Origin of the sequence: Ideonella sp. (assembly GCF_044358605.1) — a bacterium.
Lineage (GTDB): Bacteria > Pseudomonadota > Gammaproteobacteria > Burkholderiales > Burkholderiaceae_C > Ideonella.
Window position 1 is genome coordinate 1 of sequence record NZ_JBIKNQ010000009.1, and the last position, 15185, is coordinate 15185.

Annotated in this window: 17 protein-coding genes; 5 read left to right on the forward strand and 12 right to left on the reverse strand. The window is 61.0% G+C overall.

Annotated elements, in window-relative coordinates; all coding sequences use genetic code 11:
• The 10 genes from ACIQ3Q_RS04855 to ACIQ3Q_RS04900 all read right to left on the reverse strand — a co-directional run.
• The coding region (locus tag ACIQ3Q_RS04855) for a sigma-E factor negative regulatory protein (RefSeq protein WP_396267868.1) at positions 1-235 on the reverse strand (235 nt) is incomplete at its 3' end.
• Positions 236-274: 39 nt separating this feature from the next.
• Positions 275-886 (reverse strand): RNA polymerase sigma factor RpoE, encoded by a 612-nt coding sequence (gene rpoE / locus ACIQ3Q_RS04860; protein ID WP_396267869.1) that lies wholly within the window; start codon positions 884-886, stop codon positions 275-277.
• 106 nt (positions 887-992) lie between these two features.
• Positions 993-2237, reverse strand: coding sequence for a beta-ketoacyl-ACP synthase II (fabF, locus tag ACIQ3Q_RS04865; protein ID WP_396267870.1), 1245 nt, complete (start codon positions 2235-2237; stop codon positions 993-995).
• Positions 2238-2323: 86 nt separating this feature from the next.
• A complete protein-coding gene (acpP, locus tag ACIQ3Q_RS04870; RefSeq protein WP_210808750.1) occupies positions 2324-2563 on the reverse strand; it encodes an acyl carrier protein in 240 nt (79 codons plus the stop codon).
• A 73-nt stretch (positions 2564-2636) separates the two neighbouring features.
• Positions 2637-3389 carry a 3-oxoacyl-ACP reductase FabG gene (gene fabG, locus ACIQ3Q_RS04875; protein ID WP_396267871.1) on the reverse strand — a complete coding sequence of 251 codons (753 nt, stop codon included), beginning with the start codon at positions 3387-3389 and terminating at the stop codon, positions 2637-2639.
• Positions 3386-4324: an ACP S-malonyltransferase gene (fabD, locus tag ACIQ3Q_RS04880; RefSeq protein ID WP_396267872.1), complete on the reverse strand. Its 939-nt coding sequence runs from the start codon at positions 4322-4324 to the stop codon at positions 3386-3388. The genes fabG and fabD overlap by 4 nt, the downstream gene beginning before the upstream one ends.
• 20 nt (positions 4325-4344) lie before the next feature.
• Positions 4345-5322, reverse strand: a complete 978-nt coding sequence (locus ACIQ3Q_RS04885; protein WP_396267965.1) for a beta-ketoacyl-ACP synthase III — start codon at positions 5320-5322, stop codon at positions 4345-4347.
• Positions 5323-5336: 14 nt separating this feature from the next.
• Positions 5337-6416 (reverse strand): phosphate acyltransferase PlsX, encoded by a 1080-nt coding sequence (gene plsX, locus ACIQ3Q_RS04890; protein WP_396267966.1) that lies wholly within the window; start codon positions 6414-6416, stop codon positions 5337-5339.
• Positions 6417-6564: 148 nt separating this feature from the next.
• Positions 6565-6747, reverse strand: a complete 183-nt coding sequence (gene rpmF / locus ACIQ3Q_RS04895; protein ID WP_210808742.1) for a 50S ribosomal protein L32 — start codon at positions 6745-6747, stop codon at positions 6565-6567.
• Positions 6748-6989: 242 nt separating this feature from the next.
• On the reverse strand, positions 6990-7535 hold the full coding sequence (locus ACIQ3Q_RS04900; RefSeq protein ID WP_396267873.1) for a YceD family protein: 546 nt from the start codon (positions 7533-7535) through the stop codon (positions 6990-6992).
• 40 nt (positions 7536-7575) lie between these two features.
• Between ACIQ3Q_RS04900 and ACIQ3Q_RS04905 the strand changes: the two genes are divergently transcribed.
• Both ACIQ3Q_RS04905 and ACIQ3Q_RS04910 read left to right on the forward strand, forming a co-directional pair.
• Entirely contained in the window at positions 7576-8184 is a 609-nt protein-coding gene (locus ACIQ3Q_RS04905) for a Maf family nucleotide pyrophosphatase (protein ID WP_396267874.1), read from the forward strand.
• Positions 8181-8945 carry an SAM-dependent methyltransferase gene (locus tag ACIQ3Q_RS04910; RefSeq protein WP_396267875.1) on the forward strand — a complete coding sequence of 255 codons (765 nt, stop codon included), beginning with the start codon at positions 8181-8183 and terminating at the stop codon, positions 8943-8945. Before ACIQ3Q_RS04905 ends, ACIQ3Q_RS04910 begins: the two co-directional genes overlap by 4 nt.
• Here ACIQ3Q_RS04910 and ACIQ3Q_RS04915 read toward each other — a convergent pair.
• Both ACIQ3Q_RS04915 and ACIQ3Q_RS04920 read right to left on the reverse strand, forming a co-directional pair.
• Complete coding sequence (locus ACIQ3Q_RS04915; RefSeq protein ID WP_396267876.1) at positions 8929-9273, reverse strand: VanZ family protein; 345 nt, start codon at positions 9271-9273, stop codon at positions 8929-8931. The genes ACIQ3Q_RS04910 and ACIQ3Q_RS04915 overlap by 17 nt on opposite strands.
• 8 nt (positions 9274-9281) lie before the next feature.
• Positions 9282-10727 (reverse strand): DEAD/DEAH box helicase, encoded by a 1446-nt coding sequence (locus ACIQ3Q_RS04920; protein WP_396267877.1) that lies wholly within the window; start codon positions 10725-10727, stop codon positions 9282-9284.
• Positions 10728-10870: 143 nt separating this feature from the next.
• Between ACIQ3Q_RS04920 and rfbB the strand changes: the two genes are divergently transcribed.
• The 3 genes from rfbB (at position 10871) to ACIQ3Q_RS04935 (ending at position 15090) form a co-directional block, all read left to right on the forward strand.
• Complete coding sequence (gene rfbB / locus ACIQ3Q_RS04925; protein WP_396267878.1) at positions 10871-11929, forward strand: dTDP-glucose 4,6-dehydratase; 1059 nt, start codon at positions 10871-10873, stop codon at positions 11927-11929.
• Between the two features lie 172 nt (positions 11930-12101).
• Entirely contained in the window at positions 12102-13991 is a 1890-nt protein-coding gene (locus ACIQ3Q_RS04930; protein WP_396267879.1) for an SLBB domain-containing protein, read from the forward strand.
• A 1-nt stretch (position 13992) separates the two neighbouring features.
• Complete coding sequence (locus tag ACIQ3Q_RS04935) at positions 13993-15090, forward strand: GumC family protein (protein WP_396267880.1); 1098 nt, start codon at positions 13993-13995, stop codon at positions 15088-15090.
• Positions 15091-15185: the final 95 nt, after the last annotated feature.

Below are 15185 nucleotides of genomic sequence, written 5' to 3' on the forward strand. Positions count from 1 at the left end.
GTTTTTGTCGCAATCCGGCGAGGAACTGAGCGTCATGGCTCGGTCTTTGGGCCAAGTCTTCAGAGCGCAAGACGTCGCCAATCAAAGACCAAGTGTGCCAATCTTCGCGGGTGCTGTCGTCAGACCATTGCTGGCAGAGGCGCTCCAACTCGGGCGCGTCCGCCGCTTCGCCATCGAAGAGCGCGCTGATCTGCTCAGGCGTCAGCGGGGGCGATTGGGGAATGGCGCGTGTCATGAGCTAACTCCTACAGACCAAGCAACAAGATCATCCCACTCACCACCGCTCACCCGAGCGGGTCGCCAACAGGGGGCGCAGGCGCAATGCGATGGCTTCTCGGGCACGGAAGATCCGCGACCGAACGGTTCCAATCGGGCAAGCCATGATGTCGGCGATCTCTTCATAACTTAGACCTTCAATCTCGCGCAAGGTGATGGCCTGCCGAAGGTCCTCGGACAGTGCTTCAATGGCGGCATTCACTGCGGCAGCGACTTCTTTGCTGGCCAACTCCGATTCCGGCGTGGCTCCATCGCTTGGTTCCAAATCCGGCCGATAAGTTTCATCATCTTCATCAGCACTTGCCCGAGAGGCCTCGATGACCAAAGGGTCGCGCTGAAGGTCACCCAAAGCCCGCTTAGCCGTATTGACGGCAATGCGGTAGAGCCAGGTGTAGAACGCGCTCTCGCCACGAAAGCCTGGAAGGGCGCGGTAGGCACGGATGAACGTTTCCTGGGCAATGTCTTGCACCTGGTCGACGTCGCGCACCATGCGGCCGATCAGGCGCTCGATGCGGCGCTGGTATTTGATGACCAGCATTTCAAAGGCCTTGGTGTCGCCGCGCTGCACGCGCGCCACCAAGGCGGTATCAATGTCCGCAGGGCTTTCCATCAGGTGCCAGCGAGCGCATCAAGCGCGCAAGACCCGTAGGGTGCGACAGCGAGTTGCTGGGGCCGCGCGGCCGTTGGCGCGACCTTCATGCTGGCTAGCCGGCGCGTCAAATCCGGCGGAACACCAGCGTTCCGTTGGTGCCACCGAAGCCGAAGTTGTTCTTAACAGCCACATCGATCTTCATGTCCCGAGCTTCATTGGCACAGTAGTCCAGGTCGCACTCGGGGTCTTGGTTGAAGATATTGATGGTGGGCGGTGAGACTTGGTGATGCAAGGCCAGCACGCTGAACACCGACTCGACACCACCGGCGCCGCCCAGCAAGTGACCCGTCATGGACTTAGTGGAATTCACCACCAGGTTCTTGGCATGGTCACCAAAGGCCAGCTTGATGGCATTGGTTTCGTTCAGGTCGCCCAGCGGCGTGGAGGTGCCATGGGCATTGAGGTACTGAACTTGGTCGGGGTTGAGGCCGGCATTGCGCAACGCCGCCTTCATGGTGCGCTTGGGGCCGTCCACGTTGGGGGCGGTCATGTGATAGGCGTCTGCCCCCATGCCGAAGCCAATGACTTCAGCATAGATGCGCGCGCCACGGCGTTTGGCGTACTCGTAGTCTTCCAAGACCATCACGCCAGCGCCCTCGCCCATCACAAAGCCATCGCGGTCTTTGTCCCAAGGGCGCGAGGCCGTAGCTGGGTCATCGTTGCGGGTGGAAAGCGCACGTGCCGAGGCAAAACCGCCCACGCAGAGCATGGACACGGTGGCTTCAGAGCCACCCGCCACCATCACGTCGGCGTCACCTGCTTCAATCATGCGCGCAGCCTGGCCGATGCAATGCAGGCCGGTGGTGCACGCCGTCACGATGGCGAGATTCGGACCGGTAAAGCCAAACCGAATAGAAACGTGCCCGGAGATCATGTTGATGATCGAGGCAGGCACAAAGAATGGCGAAATCCGGCGCGGACCACGGTCAAACATGAGTTTGGCCGTCGCCTCGATGCCGGGCATACCGCCAATCCCTGAACCGATGAGGCAACCGATGCGTTCGGCTTCGTCTTCTGTCAGGGCGTCGCCCGTTGGCAGCCCCGCATCCTGAACGGCCTGAATGGCCGCGGCCATGCCGAAATGGATGAAGGTGTCCATGGCCTTGGCTTCCTTGCCGGGGACGTAGTCCTCGACTTGGAAACCTTTGACCTCACCGGCAACTTGGCAGGTCAAGCCCGACGCATCGAACTTGGTGATGGTGCCAATGCCTGAGCGGCCGGCGACCAAATTGGCCCAGCCTTCGGAAACGGTGTTGCCGACCGGGCTGATGAGCCCAAGGCCGGTAATGACGACGCGTCGACGAGTCATGCGTGAAGATCGGTGCGTTGTAGGGCCCAGGGCCCGTCAAAGCGGGCGACTGGTATCGGGCACCCAATGAGTGCCCTGAGTCAAGATCAAGCCTTGGCGTTGTTCTTGGCGTAGTCCACCGCCAATTGCACCGTGGTGATCTTTTCGGCTTCTTCATCGGGGATCTCGATGCCGAATTCGTCTTCCAGAGCCATGACCAGCTCCACAGTGTCCAGGGAATCTGCGCCCAGGTCGGCCACAAAGGCCTTGTCGCCGACAACGTCAGCTTCGGGAACGCCGAGTTGTTCGGCAATGATCTTCTTGACGCGTGCTTCGATATCGCTCATATCTCCTCCGGGAGGTGATTCAAAAACGGGGCGGATTCTACGCTGGCAGCGTGGGTACTCCGCCCCAGGGGGTTCAGTTCATGAACATCCCGCCATTGACGGGAAGTTCGCTGCCAGTGATATAGCCCGCTTGTGGCGAAGCCAAGAACGCCACGGCATGGGCGACTTCTTCGGCTTGCCCCAGGCGTTGCAAGGGGATTTGTTGCTGAAGCGCAGCCTTTTGCGCTTCAGGCAGTGCATCGGTCATGTCGGTGGCAATAAAGCCTGGGGCCACACAGTTCACCGTGATCGAGCGGCTGCCCAGTTCTCGGGCCAGCGAACGGGTCATGCCCGCCACACCGGCCTTGGCCGCAGCATAGTTGGCTTGGCCCGCGTTGCCCATCCCCCCAACCACCGAGGTGATGTTGACGATGCGGCCATAGCGCTGCTTCATCATGGGCCGCAGCACGGCGCGCGACATGCGGAACACCGCCTTGAGATTGGTGTCGACCACCGCATCCCAGTCGTCGTCCTTCATGCGCATGGCCAAGGTATCGCGGGTGATGCCGGCGTTGTTGACCAACACGTGCAAGGCACCATGCGCCTTCAAGATGCCGTCAATGGTGGCATCCACCGCTGCAGCATCATTGACATTGAGCACGACGCCGCGGCTTTCACCCAAGCCCGCCAAAGCCTCTGTGATGGCTTGTGCGCCTGACTCTGAGGTGGCGGTGCCGATGACGTGCAGACCTTGGCGCGCCAGTTCCATGGCAATGGCGCGGCCGATACCGCGCGATGCGCCGGTGACGAGGGCCACTTGCCCCGCGAATGTGGTGACCTCACTCATGCGAGCATTCCCTTCACTTCTTGCAGGCTGGCTGGGTCCAACACGGTGGCGGACTGAGCTTCTGCATCAATGCGCTTGACCATACCCGCCAGTACTTTGCCAGGGCCACATTCCATGATGTGGGTGAGATCACGCGCACGCAGCGCTTGGATCACTTCCACCCAACGCACGGGGCCAAAAGCCTGGCGATAAAGAGCGTCTTTGATGGCCGCCGGATCTTGCACCACCGCCACATCGACGTTGTTGACCACGGCGATCTCGGGCGAGCGGACCTCGATCTCACTCAAACGAGCCTTGAGACGCTCAGCAGCAGGCTTCATCAAAGAGGAATGAAACGGTGCCGACACGGGCAGAGGCAACGCACGCTTGGCGCCCCGTGACTTGAGCAAGTCACAGGCTGCGGCCACGCCTTCTTTGGTGCCGGCAATGACCGTTTGCTTGGGGTCATTGAAGTTCACGGCTTCGACCACGTGGCCACTGGCGGCAGCGGCGTCCAAGCAACCGGTTCTGACAGCCTCAGCATCGAGACCCAAGATAGCGGCCATGGCACCCACGCCGACCGGCACGGCTTCTTGCATGGCTTGTGCTCGCAGGCGCACCAGGGGCAGTGCATCAGCCAGGCTGAGACTGCCCGCGGCCACCAAAGCGGTGTATTCACCCAAAGAATGCCCGGCAACGGCTGCCGGCTTGGCACCGCCTTCAGCCAGCCATGCACGGTAGCAGGCGATGCCTGCCGTGAGCATCACGGGCTGGGTGTTGGTCGTAAGGTCCAACTGCTCTTTGGGGCCAGCTTGGATCAAACTGGCCAAGTCTTCACCCAAAGCCGCATTGGCTTCACGCAGAGTGTCGCGGACGGCGGGGTGGTCGCCCCAAGCGTCCAACATGCCCACCGCTTGGGAGCCTTGGCCCGGAAATACAAATGCAAATGCTGTCATGGAAGTCTTGCGTGGGGAGGTCAGAAATCCAACAACACCGCGCCCCAGGTGAATCCACCGCCCACGCCTTCCAGCATCACGGTGTCGCCCCGACTGATGCGGCCAGAACGAACAGCATGATCCAAGGCCAACGGGATGGACGCCGCTGAGGTGTTGCCGTGTTGATCAACGGTCACGATGACACGATCAGAAGGCACTTTGAGCTTGCGCGCAGTGCCTTGCATGATGCGGATGTTGGCCTGATGCGGGATCAGCCAGTCAATGTCGTCTTCAGTGCGGCCGGCGGCTTCCAGCACTTCGCGTGCGACCTTTTCAAGCACCGATACGGCAAGCTTGAACACGGCCTGACCGTCCATGCGCAACAGCGGTGAGCCCAAGACCTGACCACCAGACACCGTGCCGGGTGTGCACAGCACATCGGCGTAACGACCATCGGCATGGAGCTTGGTGGCCAAAAGGCCAGGCTCAGCACTGGCTTCTAGCACCACGGCGCCAGCGCCATCCCCGAACAGCACGCAGGTGGTGCGGTCGTTGAAATCCAGAATGCGAGAGAAAACTTCAGCGCCGATGACCAAGGCCTTCTTGGCCGAGCCTGCTCGAATCATCGCGTCAGCCACGGTCAGGCCATAGACAAAGCCGGCACACACCGCCTGCACGTCAAAAGCCGGGCAGCCCACGATGCCTAAGCGACGCTGGATCAAGCAGGCCACCGACGGGAACACCATGTCCGGCGTAGAGGTGGCGACGATGATCAGATCGATCTCTTGGGCCGAGATGCCCGCAGCCTCAAGTGCCCGTTGAGCAGCTTCTGTGCCGAGATCGCTGGAGGTCACCTCAGGCGCCGCAAAGTGGCGCGCATGGATGCCTGTGCGCTCGACGATCCACTCGTCAGAGCTTTCCAGGTTCCGCTCGGCGAGTTGGGCCACCAAGTCTGCGTTGGTGACACGTCGCGGCGGCAACACACTGCCGGTGCCGGCAATGCGGGTGTATCGGGGCAAAGTGGAAGATGCGGTCATGCTGCAACAGGTGCACCCGACGCGCCGTCGGCTGCAGAAGGCATCGCCTCAAGAGTCTCGATGATGCGATCCCGCACCCGATCGAGCAGACGATTTCTGGCTGCATCATAAGCGCGCGCTAATGCCCGCTCGAAAGCAAATGCATCGGCAGAACCATGGCTCTTGAACACAAGGCCCCGCAAACCGAGCAGCGCAGCACCATTGAAACTGCGCGGATCGACCCGGGCTCTGAAGCGCTTCAGCACAGGCAAGGCCACCAATGCGGCTAACTTCGTCCACCACGTCCGAGTGAACTCTTCTTTGATGAAGTGCGCCAGCATGGACGCGAGGCCCTCTGTGGTCTTCAGGGCCACATTGCCAACGAAACCATCGCAGACCACGATATCCACCGTGCCCTTGAAGATGTCATTGCCCTCGACATTGCCGTAGACATTGAGGTGACCATCATCTGCAGCAGCGCGCAACAAATCGGCGGCTTGCTTAATGACTTCGCTGCCCTTGATGGCTTCCGCTCCGATATTGAGCAAACCCACCGACGGCTCGGCTTTGCCGTCGACGGCCGACACCAAGGCACTGCCCATCACCGCGAACTGCAGCAGGTGTTCTGCAGAGCAATCAACGTTCGCACCCAAATCCAGCATGGTGGTGAACTCACCGCGATCATTGGGGATCACCGACGCAATCGCGGGGCGATCAATGCCGTCCAGGGTCTTGAGGAGATAACGCGCCAGCGCCATCAGGGCACCTGTGTTGCCCGCAGACACGCAGGCATCAGCCGCAGGGGGCGACTCCCCTTGCGATTTCAGTTGGCTGATGGCGACCCGCATAGACGAGTCTTTTTTGCGACGCAGCGCCACCTCGACCGGGTCATCCATGGTGACCACTTCAGAGGCGTGAACATGAACGCAGCGCGGCCAACCCAAAGCAGGCGCGAGGCCCTCTGGCGTGCCGACGAGCAGCAACTCAGCCTGCGGATGCGCCGCCAGAAAGGACTGACAGGCCGGCAAGGTAACAGAGGGGCCATGGTCGCCGCCCATGCAGTCCACGGCGAGGCGGACACGCGATAGGGGCGTCAGAGAATCGGTGTGAGACACAGCGTAGGCAAAGCGGGCGCAAACTTCAAGCGCCCACTCTCTGAACGCAAGAGCATTCGAGAGGACCTGCGGCGCACCACATGGACATAGCGAAACACTGCAAGAGCGCTCGCTCAGCCACCCCAAAAGATCAGGCGTCAGCCTTGGTCTTCAGGACCTTACGGCCACGGTAGAAACCGGTCGGGCTGATGTGGTGACGCAGATGCACTTCACCGGTGGTGGCCTCAATGGCAGTGCCCGGCTGGGTCAGCGCGTTGTGGGAACGATGCATACCCCGCTTGGAGGGCGACTTTTTGTTCTGCTGAACAGCCATGGAAATCTCCTGGTGCGCTTTAAAAACGCAAAACAGCGCGCGATAAACCCAAGGGCTGAAACTTGCATCCGCAAGACTCAGCGGGCTTACCCCGGCGCTCGTCAAATCATCGGTTCAGGACTGAAGCCAAAACCGCACACACAACCCTCGCGGGCCGCCCGGCACCCTCAGCATAGGCGCGCATCAATCACTGAGGCGCATGCCGTAAGACCGGGAAAGTCCGCGAGTATAGCATGCACACGTCATTTGCCCAACTTACCCTTCAAGCCCGCCAATGCAGCGAACGGGTTCTCCTCGGGCACTACCGGCAGGTCATCTGCAGGCACTGGCAGCGGTTTGGGGCACACGCCGTGGCGTGGCACCAGCGGCATGCCCAAAATCAACTCATCCTCGATCAGCTCGAGAATGTTCAGCCAGCGCGGCAGGGCCAAGACATCGTCTTCCAACTCGGCATCCAGCGCCTCGGCTTCCTCCTCGGTGTTCACAAAGCGCACCCAGCGGTCCAGCGAGAGATGCTCACGCACTGGCCCCAGGCATCGCTGGCAGACCAGCGCCACCTCGACATCGGCGGCCAGCCGCCCCCACATTTCAGGTGGGCCACCCGTCACGGGACGCAGTTCGCCTTGGAACTGCCACGCCACCGAGGTCTCTGGCGGCATGTGCTCGGTCATGGTGAGTTCATGCAGACGCTCAAGCTGGGCGACTGAGGCTTGGCCTTGCACGGTTTGGGCCTCCGTGATCAGCGGTTTGATGTCGAGCCGCAGGGGGTTGAGTGATGTTGCCGTCATGGCCCGGAGTTTAAGGGGGCAAGAGTGGGAAAATCGGCGCATGTCGCCCTCCCCTGCATTGATTTTGGCCTCCACATCGCGCTACCGGCGCGAGTTGCTGGAGCGTTTCAGGACTCCTTTCCAAGCCGTGTCGCCCCACGTCGATGAAACTCCGCTACCGGGCGAGCGGCCCGCAGACTTGGCGCTGCGACTGGCCTTGGCCAAAGCAGAGGCTGTGGCCAGCCAATACCCTGATGCTGTGGTGATTGGCTCCGACCAAGTGGCCGACGTGGACGGAGAAGCCGTGGGCAAACCCGGTACCCACGAACGCGCTGTGGCTCAGTTGACCCGCATGAGCGGCCGACAAATCGTGTTTCAAACCGCAGTGGCTGTGGTGCGCCGCAGTACCGGCTTTGCACAGGTACAACTGGCCCCGGTGCAGGTGCGGTTCCGCCCACTCAAGCCCAGAGATATTGAGCGTTATCTGCGCCTGGAGCAGCCCTACGACTGCGCTGGGAGCGCAAAGTGCGAGACGCTGGGCATCTCTCTGCTCGAAGCCATCGTCTCTGACGACCCCACAGCGTTGATCGGCCTACCCTTGATCCGCACCGCAGCCTTGATGCGCGCAGCCGGACTGGACCCGCTGCTTGCTGCCGAGGGGCTGGCATGAGCGACACCCGCGGACGCTTGGTCTTGGTTCCTAACACGCTGGATTTGGCCACCAGCCCGACAGCGATTGAGCAGGTGCTGAGCCTAGGGGCATTGCAGCGCGCCGCTGGCCTGCAGCACTGGGTGGTGGAGAACGCCAAGACCGCCCGCGCGTTTCTCAAGCGCGTGAATGAGGTGCAGCCTTTAAGCAAGCCTTTGCAGGAGCTTTCCATTCAGGAGATGCCCAGAGCCCGCAAAGGCAGCACCGAAGGCATTGGCGCAGACGCTTGGGAGGCCCTGCTGGCCCCCGCGCAAATTGGGCACGACATCGGCCTGCTGTCAGACGCCGGCTTGCCCGGTGTGGCCGACCCAGGTGCTGGACTGGTGAGCGCTGCGCACAGGCGCGACATTGTGGTGGACGTCTTGGCGGGGCCGAGTTCATTGACCTTGGCCCTGGCCGCCAGCGGCTTGAACGGTCAACGCTTTGCGTTTGAAGGCTATCTGCCCCAAGATAACGCGGAGCGGGCTCAACGGGTGCGCGCTCTGGAAGCGCGCTCTGCGCAGGAGGGGCAGACCCAAATCGCGATTGAGACGCCCTACAGGAACACCGCGCTGTTGACGGCATTGATCCAAGCCCTGAAGCCCAGCACTCGGCTCAGCGTCGCCTGGGGCTTGACCTCAACAGGCGGCGGCTGCAAGACTCTGAGTGTGGCTCAATGGCGCCAACAAGCCAGCCCGACACTCCCGGCCGACCTGCCCGCAGTGTTCATGTGGCTGGCTTAACGGCCACCAAGCCCCAGCCAAGGGCGACGCCCAGGGCATCCGCCGCCAAGTCGGGCAAACTGGCTTCACGGTAGCCCGTCAAGCCTTGGGCCACTTCAATCAAGGCCCCGAGCCCTAGCAACATGCCGGCCAGCGGCAGCTTGCGCCACCAGCCGGTGCGTGCGCCCATCACCCACAAGACGAAGAAGGCGAAGGCGTGCTGCACCTTGTCGGCATAAGGCACGGATCTGGGGGACGGCGGCATGGGTGCCAGGGCCAGGACAAGAATGGTCAGCACCGTCACCACAAACACAGCGCGCCAGAGACGCGGACGCCAATCAGCACTCATGAAGCTACTCAGGCCTTGCCGCCACCCAACAAGGCCGCTACTTTGCGCTTGGGCCGGATATTGGGTGACAAGCGCACCGGCGCTTGAGGTGCAGGGCCACGCTCCCAGGCGGCAGGCTGCTCGCGCTCAGAGGATTCGTAAGGCCTATCAAAGAAAGGATCTTTGGGCGCAGCCGGAGGCCGAGACTCATAGCGAGGTTCGCTGCGCGGTCGCGCAACAGGTGCGTCTTCAGTGTCGCGAAAGGAAGGGCGTCGTGGCCGGTCATCCTCGAACTCCAAGGCATCGAGGTCGATCTTCTTCTTAATCAGCTTTTCGATGTCACCGATCAGTCGCGCATCGCTGCGCGCCACCAAAGTCACCGCCAGCCCAGAGGCGCCCGCTCGGCCGGTGCGGCCAATGCGGTGAACATAGTCTTCGGCATTGAAGGGCACATCAAAGTTGAAGACGGCTGGCAGGTCCGCAATGTCTAGGCCGCGCGCTGCCACATCAGTGGCCACCAGCAAATCCACTTCGCCCGCCTTGAAGGCTGCCAGGGCTTTCAAGCGCTCATCTTGTGACTTATCGCCATGCAGGGCCGAAGTACGCAGGCCGTCCCGCTCAAATGAACGGGCCAAACGGGCCGCACCGAGCTTGGAGTTGACGAAGACGATGGACTGCTTGATGTCGTTGTCCCGCAGCAGCTTGAGCACCGCACGGCGCTTGTCATCGCCCTCCACGCTGTAGAAGCGCTGCTCCACCGTTGAGGCGGTGGCATTGGCACGCGCCACCTCCACCAAGACCGGGTCTTGCAGATAGCTGGAGGCCAAGCGCTTGATCTCGGGTGAGAACGTGGCCGAGAACAGCAAGGTCTGGCGTTGCTTGGGCAGGTAGCTGAGGATGCGCTGCAGGTCCGGCAAAAAGCCAATGTCCAACATGCGGTCGGCCTCGTCCAGCACCACGTACTCGACTTGACCCAAAGAGCAGTTCTTGGCTTCGATGTGGTCCAGCAAGCGGCCTGGCGTGGCGATCAAAACTTCCACGCCCCGCTTCAGGTCCAGCGTCTGGGGCTTCATGTCCACCCCGCCAAACACCACCAACGACCGCAAGTTGCTGTGCGTGGCATAGGCCTTGACGTTTTGCGCCACTTGATCCGCCAGCTCGCGCGTGGGCGCCAGCACCAAGGCCCGCACGGGGTGGCGAGCCGGTGAGGCGCTGCTGTTTTCGTGCCGCAGCATTTTTTGCAGCAACGGGATGGAAAACGCTGCCGTTTTGCCCGTACCCGTCTGCGCGGCCCCCATCACATCACGGCCCGCCAACACCACCGGGATGGCTTGGGCTTGAATCGGCGTCATGAAGGCGTAACCCTGGTCTTCCACCGCTCGCAAGAGCTTGGGATCCAGTGGAAGCGTGTCAAAACGGGCGGGGGAAGCGTCCACAGGGGCGCTGGGCTCTAAGGCAGTGTTTTCAATAGTCATCGCCTTGCATTATCTCCTTTTGCTAGAAATCACGGCAATTGACTACACTCACGGGCTGGCATGCGCTATGGCGTTTTTCCGGAGATGCGCCCAAAAAACTCAAAAAAGCATCGCCGATCCTTACCTGCATTCAAAGGCATCTCATGATCCTCGTCACCGGCGGCGCCGGCTTTATCGGCAGCAACTTCGTGTTGGACTGGCTGGCTCAATCCGATGAGCCCGTCATCAATCTAGATGCGCTGACTTACGCCGGTAATTTGGCCAATTTGGCGTCGTTGCAAGGCAACAGCCGCCATGTGTTTGTGCACGGCGACATCGGCGACCGCACTTTGGTCGACCAGTTGCTGCGCACCCACCAGCCCCGCGCCATCGTGCACTTTGCGGCTGAAAGCCATGTGGACCGCTCCATCCATGGCCCCGGCGCCTTCATGAAGACCAATGTCGAAGGCACCTTCAACCTGCTCGAAGCAGCCCGTGCCTATTGGGGCACGCTGCAAGGCGAGGCCAAGGCGAACTTCCGGTTTCACCATGTCTCCACGGACGAGGTCTACGGCAGCTTGAAGCCCACCGACCCGCCCTTTGCCGAGACCAACCCCTACGAGCCCAACAGCCCCTACAGCGCCAGTAAGGCGGCCAGCGACCACCTTGTGCGCGCCTGGCACCACACCTACGGCCTGCCGGTGGTCACCACCAACTGCTCCAACAACTACGGGCCCTATCACTTCCCCGAGAAGCTGATCCCGCTGATGATCGTCAACGCCTTGGCAGGCAAGCCTTTGCCGGTGTATGGCGATGGCCAGCAGATCCGCGATTGGCTGTACGTTAAGGACCACTGCAGCGGCATCCGCGCTGTGCTGGCCAGTGGCCGCCTGGGCGAGACCTACAACATCGGCGGCTGGAACGAGATGGCCAACATCGACATCGTCAAGACGGTGTGTGCCCTGTTGGATGAGCTGCGCCCAGACCCGGCTGGCCCCTATGCACGCTTGATCACCTATGTGACCGACCGCCCGGGCCATGACCGCCGCTACGCCATTGACGCCCGCAAGATCGAGCGCGAGCTGGGCTGGCGTCCTGCAGAGACCTTCGCAACCGGCATTCGCAAAACGGTGCAGTGGTATTTGGACAATGCCGAGTGGGTAGCTCAGGTACAGAGCGGCGCCTACAAGGAGTGGGTGGCGGCGAACTATCAAGCCCGCTGACAGCTTGCTCGGCCGCAGCCCGCTGCCCTAGGCGCAAGCCCACCACACCCTATGCCCGTTGTGTGAAGTTCTGCAGTCGAGAATTTGGCACTTTCTGGGCTCGGTAGAATCAACGATTCGCGTCAAAACCTAAAAAGGGGCGGCATCTAGCCCACCCCACCGTCATTCCCCTATGAACAAGCCCTTGACTCAGCAACTCCGGTGGATGGGCGCCCTTGCGGCACTTTTCGTCTTGCTCACGCAATCCGCGATTGCACAAAACGCAGCCGATGCGGGCCGCGACTCCTTCGGGGCAGGGCAAACCATGGACGGGCAAGCAGCGCCAGCGGGTGCTGTTCGGCTGCGTCAACCCCAGGCCTTAACACGCGATATGGGCGAGTACGACGAAGGGGCGAGTGCTCCCTTCCGAGCCAAGGCAGCCCCCTATGTGCCTGGCGAGTTCGAGCAATACGCGCGAACACAATCGGGCATTCTTGATCTCAAGCGCTTCGGCGCCGAGTTGCTGATCGAACCCGCCAGCAGCAGAGCAGAGGCCCAGACCGCCGTCCCTCCTGACTACACCATCCGACCTGGCGATGAAATCAGCCTGACGCTTTGGGGTTCAGTGGATGCTGATTTGCGTCTCAATGTCGACCGCACCGGAAAGATCTCCATCCCTCGCATTGGTGCAGTGCAGGTGGCGGGTGTTCGCCACGCGGATCTGGCCGATGTGATCGCCCGCCGCGTCTCTACCGTCTTCAGAAACTTTCAGGTTGCAGCCACGCTGGGGCAAATCAAAGGCGTGCGCGTGTTCGTCACTGGGTATGCCCATCGCCCGGGCAGCCTGACGGTCAGTGGCTTGTCTTCAGTGCTCCATGTTTTGGTCAAGGCTGGAGGCCCGTCGGCAGCCGGAAGCTTTAGAGACATCCAACTGCGCCGGGGCGGTCAGGTCGTGGCCAAGTTGGACCTTTATGACATCCTGATCCACGGCGACCGCAAAGCCGACCAGATCGTGCAGGCCGATGATGTCATCCACATCAGCCCTGTGGGCCCCCAAGTCGCCATCGTGGGCAGTGTGAACCTGCCTGCGGTGTTTGAGCTCAAGCCCAAAGAGAACCTCAGCGACGCGCTGCGCATGGCTGGCGGCTTCAACGCGGTGGCGGACCGTACACGGGTGGCGGTGGAACGCCTTGAAGACCGTGCCACTGGCCGTGTGGCTGAAATGCGCCTGCCAGAGAACGGCAACAGCCTTCTGGGCACCGGCGATCTAGTGCGCGCCTTCAGCAGCATTTCGGCGGCGCTGCCCAAAGACAAGCAACGCAAGCGCGTCAAGGTTGAGGGCGAAGTGGTCAACCCAGGTGAGTACATCCTCCCTGCCGGCAGCACCATCGCAGATGCTGTCAAGGCCGCTGGAGGCTTGACGAATGCGGCCTATGTCTTCGGCACTGAGTTCAGCCGCGAACGTGTGCGTCAGCAGCAGCAAGACAACTATGACAAGGCATTGCGTGACCTAGAGACAGAGATGGCTAAGTCCCAAGCCAGTCGACGGGTTTCAACGGGCGAGGAAGTCGCCGCCCAAACCAACTCCACAGCAGCCAATGCACGCCTGATTGAGCGCCTTCGTTTGGTACGGCCCACCGGACGAGTGGTTCTCCAGATCGCGCCTGAAGCGAAAGAGTTGCCGAACTTGGCATTGGAAGACGGCGATCGGCTGCATGTCCCCAGCCAGAGTACATCGGTGGGCGTGTTCGGCAGCGTGTTCAACGCTGGCAGTTTTATCTACGCCTCTGGTGCCACGACCGGGGACTTCCTCAAGCTGGCCGGCGGCCCCACCCGGGGTGCGGACGCCCGGAGCATGTTTGTGGTACGGGCCAATGGCTCGGTGGTTAGTGCACGGCAGGGCGCGAGCTTTTGGGGGTCTGGCGTATCCGGCTTCGAAACCGCTGCCTTGTTGCCAGGCGACACCATTTTTGTTCCTGAAGAGCTGAACAAGACGACACTGACGCAAGACGCGAAGGATTGGACGCAGATCCTCTATCAGTTCGGCTTGGGCTTGGCGGGCATTAAGGCTCTGGGGATCTGACATGACTGACCATTCCGTCAATGCCGCTCAGTATCCAGACGACATCTCCATTGGAGAACTGCTAGAGCCTGTACTGGCACGTTGGCTTACCGTTCTGGGAGTGTCCATTGGAGGCGCGGCAATCGCGCTTGGTGTGTCCTTCCTCATCCCGCCGACCTTCGTTTCCACCACCACCTTTCTGCCACCACAGCAGCAGCAAAGCGCGACCTCTGCAGCACTTTCTTCGTTAGGCGCATTAGCCGGTCTAGCGGGTGGCGCCGTCAAGACCCCAGGGGATCAGTACGTAGCCTTCATGCAAAGCGTGACAGTTCAAGACCGAATGATTGATCGGTTTAAGCTGATGGAAGTCTATGACGCTAAGTTTAGGCAGGACGCCCGATTGGATCTGGGAAAGAATGTGCAGATCGGGCTAGGCAAGAAAGACGGCTTGATCAGCGTCACGGTTGAGGATACTGACCCCCAAAGAGCAGCCAGTATGGCGAATCAATACGTCGAGGAGTTGCGCAACATCTCCTCAACTTTGGCCGTTACCGAGGCTCAGCAAAGACGCGTCTTCTTCGAGAAGCAATGGCAGCAATCGAAGGTAAAGCTAACAGAAGCTCAGAAGTCTCTGGAGGCCAGCGGCTTCAATGCCAATGCCCTGAAAGCCGAGCCCAAGGCTGCCGCAGAGGCCTATGCACGTTTGCGTGCCGAACTGGCGACCGCTGAGGTCAAGCTCCAGACGCTAAGAGCAACCTTGACTGATACGACACCTGAGGTGCTGCAACTCGCGGCGACTGTTCAGTCACTTCGGCAACGCCTGAATGAACAGGAGTCTGCAGTTACCGCTCAAGACGGCCCAAGTGCTGACTACATCACACGCTATCGCGAGTTCAAGTATCAGGAGACTTTGTTCGAACTGATGTCCCGCCAGTATGAAATCGCCAGAGTGGATGAAAGCAGGGAGGGTGGCTTGATTCAAGTGGTCGATGTGGCCCAGCCTGCTGAACGTAAATCCAAACCTAAGCGCTCAGTTTTCGTAGTGCTTGGCGGCTTTTTTGGCCTCATGGTGGCTTCAGGCTTGGTGATTTGGCGGGCTCGGCGAGCCACAGCTCGATGAGCCCAAGTATTGCTGTTCGGCTCGGGCACCAAGTGCATACAAGGTGCTCCGCAGGAGTAGCGAGTTAGATTTTCGAGGGATGCCCAACCGAGAGA

Coding starts and splice junctions, on each gene's coding strand:
- rfbB (WP_396267878.1), top strand. CDS start 10,871: ATGATCCTCGTCACCGGCGGCGCCGGCTTTATCGGCAGCAACTTCGTG.
- rpoE (WP_396267869.1), bottom strand. CDS start 886: ATGGAAAGCCCTGCGGACATTGATACCGCCTTGGTGGCGCGCGTGCAG.
- fabF (WP_396267870.1), bottom strand. CDS start 2,237: ATGACTCGTCGACGCGTCGTCATTACCGGCCTTGGGCTCATCAGCCCG.
- ACIQ3Q_RS04920 (WP_396267877.1), bottom strand. CDS start 10,727: ATGACTATTGAAAACACTGCCTTAGAGCCCAGCGCCCCTGTGGACGCT.
- fabD (WP_396267872.1), bottom strand. CDS start 4,324: ATGACAGCATTTGCATTTGTATTTCCGGGCCAAGGCTCCCAAGCGGTG.
- ACIQ3Q_RS04915 (WP_396267876.1), bottom strand. CDS start 9,273: ATGAGTGCTGATTGGCGTCCGCGTCTCTGGCGCGCTGTGTTTGTGGTG.
- ACIQ3Q_RS04935 (WP_396267880.1), top strand. CDS start 13,993: ATGACTGACCATTCCGTCAATGCCGCTCAGTATCCAGACGACATCTCC.
- fabG (WP_396267871.1), bottom strand. CDS start 3,389: ATGAGTGAGGTCACCACATTCGCGGGGCAAGTGGCCCTCGTCACCGGC.
- ACIQ3Q_RS04905 (WP_396267874.1), top strand. CDS start 7,576: ATGTCGCCCTCCCCTGCATTGATTTTGGCCTCCACATCGCGCTACCGG.
- ACIQ3Q_RS04930 (WP_396267879.1), top strand. CDS start 12,102: ATGAACAAGCCCTTGACTCAGCAACTCCGGTGGATGGGCGCCCTTGCG.
- ACIQ3Q_RS04900 (WP_396267873.1), bottom strand. CDS start 7,535: ATGACGGCAACATCACTCAACCCCCTGCGGCTCGACATCAAACCGCTG.
- rpmF (WP_210808742.1), bottom strand. CDS start 6,747: ATGGCTGTTCAGCAGAACAAAAAGTCGCCCTCCAAGCGGGGTATGCAT.
- ACIQ3Q_RS04910 (WP_396267875.1), top strand. CDS start 8,181: ATGAGCGACACCCGCGGACGCTTGGTCTTGGTTCCTAACACGCTGGAT.
- acpP (WP_210808750.1), bottom strand. CDS start 2,563: ATGAGCGATATCGAAGCACGCGTCAAGAAGATCATTGCCGAACAACTC.